Source organism: Burkholderia sp. Ac-20384 (assembly GCF_017104605.1).
Classification (GTDB): domain Bacteria; phylum Pseudomonadota; class Gammaproteobacteria; order Burkholderiales; family Burkholderiaceae; genus Burkholderia; species Burkholderia lata.
The window spans coordinates 1-3,210 of the sequence record NZ_JAAGPE010000548.1; the positions used below are offsets into that span (position 1 = coordinate 1).

The 3,210-nt window shown below is 69.0% G+C and carries 2 protein-coding genes and 1 pseudogene; all 3 read left to right on the plus strand.

Annotated features, from left to right (window positions below; translation table 11 throughout):
• On the plus strand, positions 1 to 741 hold a 741-nt coding region (locus tag G3O00_RS41460), incomplete at its 5' end, for a PAS domain-containing protein (protein ID WP_277399386.1).
• A 206-nt stretch (positions 742 to 947) separates the two neighbouring features.
• Complete coding sequence (locus G3O00_RS41465) at positions 948 to 1,679, plus strand: DsbA family oxidoreductase (protein WP_041492751.1); 732 nt, start codon at positions 948 to 950, stop codon at positions 1,677 to 1,679.
• 139 nt (positions 1,680 to 1,818) lie between these two features.
• Positions 1,819 to 3,108, plus strand: a pseudogene (locus G3O00_RS41470) (DHA2 family efflux MFS transporter permease subunit); the annotation flags it as partial.
• Between the last annotated feature and the right edge of the window lie 102 nt (positions 3,109 to 3,210).

Consider the following 3,210-nt stretch of genomic DNA (forward strand, 5'->3'; position numbering starts at 1 on the left):
GCGCGCGGGCGCACGGGCATGCCGGCCAACGGTGCGCCGGCACGCCGGCCCGATGCGCTGCCCGGCCCCCGCCCACCCGAGATGGCGAACCCGATGCGCAAGAAGCAATCCCCCGTCAAGAACCTGCTGCTCACCCGCTATGCGCCGATCGCCGACGGTATCGCCGCGCTGTTCTTTCCGTACGCGGAAGTCGTGATCCACGACCTGCACGACCAGACCGTGCTGTATCTCGCGAACAACCTGTCGAAGCGCGAGGTCGGCGACGATTCCGCGCTCGAGGAAATCGATCATTCCGCGCGCGAGCGCGTGATCGGCCCGTACGAGAAGCTGAACTGGGACGGCCGGCGGATGCGCTGCGTCAGCAACGTGCTGTTCGACGACGAAGGTCGCCCGGCCGGGATGATGTGCATCAACTTCAACATCGCGGTGTTCGACGAGGTGCGCGCGACGCTCGACCTGTTCATCAAGGGCGCGGGCGTCGTCGCGCAGCCGGACGAGCTGTTCCGCGACGACTGGCAGGAGCGCATCAACACGTTCCTGCACGGCTGGCTGCGCGAGCGGCAGGTCGGGCTGAACGGGCTCACGCGCGAGCACCGGCGCGAGCTCGTCGAGGCGCTATACGCGGAGGGTGCGTTTCGCGGCAAGAGCGCGGCGAACTACGTCGCAAACGTGCTCGGGATGGGCCGCGCGACCGTCTACAAGCACCTCAAGCACCTGAAGGAAACCCAGGGCGACGCGTAAGCGACCCGCGCCGCGGGCCGGTTCGCCGGCGCGCGCGGCGACGTCCGGCATCGGCAATCGCTATCGGGACGCCGCTTCCGTGTCTATGCTTCGTGATACGCCGGGCGCCTGTTTCATATGACCACATGGCCGCCCGGCCACGACGAAGCGCCGAAGCACAAAGTGATATAGTCCCGGTTACACTTTTTTGCTGCCCGGAACCGCCCATGACGACCGCTCCCGCCCCGACTGCCCGCCCGACCCTGACCGTTGAAATCTGGTCCGACCTGATCTGCCCGTGGTGCTGGATCGGCAAGCGCCGCTTCGACGAGGCGCTCGCCGCGTTCGCGCACGCCGACCGCGTCGATGTCGCGCTGCGCGCGTACCGGCTGATGCCCGGCCAGCCCGTCGAGCCGGTCGAGGCGATGCTGGCCGGCAAGTACCGGATGTCGCCCGCGCAGGTCGACCAGATGCTGCGCCAGGTGACCGATGCGGCTGCGAGCGTCGGGCTGCGCTACGACCTGCCCGGCACGCTCGTCGGCGATACGCTCGACGGCCACCGGCTCGTGAAGCTCGCGGAAGCGACGGGCCGCGCACACGCGCTGACCGAGCGGCTGTACCGTGCGTATTTCTGCGAGCACGGCTCGCTGTTCGATCACGCCGAGCTGACCGAATTCGCGGTCGAAGCCGGGCTCGAGCGCTCGGCCGTCGACGCCGTGCTGCGCAGCGACCTGTACCGCAACGAAGTCGAAGCCGACGCCGCGCGCGCCGCGCAGATCGGCGGTCGCGGCGTGCCGCTGTTCGTGTTCGGCGGCCGCTATGCGGTGTCGGGTGCGCAGCCGGCCGACGCGTTCGCGCAGGCGCTCGACCAGGCATGGCGCGACGGCATCGTCGAACTCGACGGCAGCGACGCGGCCGCCTGCGGCCCCGACGGCTGCGCGCTGCCGGCACGCTCGTAACACCCGTCGCATCCACCGTCACGCGCGTCCCGCCCGGACGCGCGACTACGCATCGCTGCTGCCACAAACCGGCAGGAAGCCCGCAGCGATGGGGTCTACAATGCATCCTTTCAAATAACTATCAGAAGGCTGCAAGCCCATGACCCACGGGATTCACGGCGAGAAACGCTGGTACGCGCTGATCGTCCTCTGCCTCGGCGTGCTGATGATCGTGCTCGACAGCACGATCGTGAACGTTGCACTGCCGTCGATCAGCACCGACCTCCATTTCACCGAGACGGCCCTCGTGTGGGTCGTCAACGCGTACCTGCTGACGTTCGGCGGCTGCCTGCTGCTCGGCGGACGGCTCGGCGACCTGTACGGCCAGCGGCGCATGTTCCTCGCCGGCCTCGTCGTCTTCACGCTCGCATCGCTTGCGTGCGGCCTCGCGCAGTCGCAGACGATGCTGATCGCCGCGCGCGCGGTGCAGGGGATCGGCGGTGCGGTCGTATCGGCCGTCGCGCTGTCGCTGATCATGAATCTCTTCACCGAGCCCGGCGAGCGCGCCCGCGCGATGGGCGTGTACGGCTTCGTCTGCGCGGGCGGCGGCAGCATCGGCGTGCTGCTCGGCGGGCTGCTGACGAGCTCGCTGTCGTGGCACTGGATCTTCCTCGTCAACCTGCCGATCGGCATCGCGGTCTATGCGATGTGCGTCGCGCTGCTGCCGCGCCTGCGCGCGCCGGCCGGCACCGCGCGGCTCGACGTCGCGGGCGCGATCACTGTCACGGCATCGCTGATGCTGGCCGTCTACGGGATCGTCGGCGGCAACGAGGCCGGCTGGCTGTCGACGCAGACCGTCGCGCTGATCGGCGCGGCCGTCGTGCTGCTCGCGCTGTTCATCGCGATCGAGGCGCGCGCCGCGCATCCGCTGATGCCGCTCTCGCTGTTCGCCTCGCGCAACGTCGCGCTCGCGAACGTGATCGCCGTGCTGTGGGCGGCCGCGATGTTCGCGTGGTTCTTCCTGTCCGCGCTGTACATGCAGCGCGTGCTCGGCTACGGGCCGCTGCAGGTCGGCCTCGCGTTCCTGCCGGCGAACCTGATCATGGCCGTGTTCTCGCTCGGGCTGTCGGCACGCATCGTGATGCGCTTCGGGATCCGCGGCCCGATCGCCGCCGGCCTGCTGATCGCGGCCTGCGGCCTCGCGCTGTTCTCGCGCGCACCGGTGGACGGCGGCTTCGTCTGGCACGTGCTGCCCGGCATGACGCTGCTCGGCATCGGCGCGGGCGTCGCGTTCAACCCGATGCTGCTCGCCGCGATGAGCGACGTCGATCCGGCGGATTCCGGGCTCGCGTCGGGGATCGTCAACACCGCGTTCATGATGGGCGGCGCGCTCGGCCTCGCCGTGCTCGCGAGCCTCGCCGCCGCCCGCACCGATGCACTCGCGGCCGCGACAGATCGGAAGCGCGTCGCGTAGGGAAAGAGTGTAAGATACTGTTTAGCTCTCCGTGGTCGCCGCATCATTCAAAAAAACAAAAAAACAGATCTCACCAAA

Bases quoted from the DNA above. Each gene is read 5' to 3' on its own strand.
- G3O00_RS41465 (WP_041492751.1), top strand. From the start codon at position 948: ATGACGACCGCTCCCGCCCCGACTGCCCGCCCGACCCTGACCGTTGAA.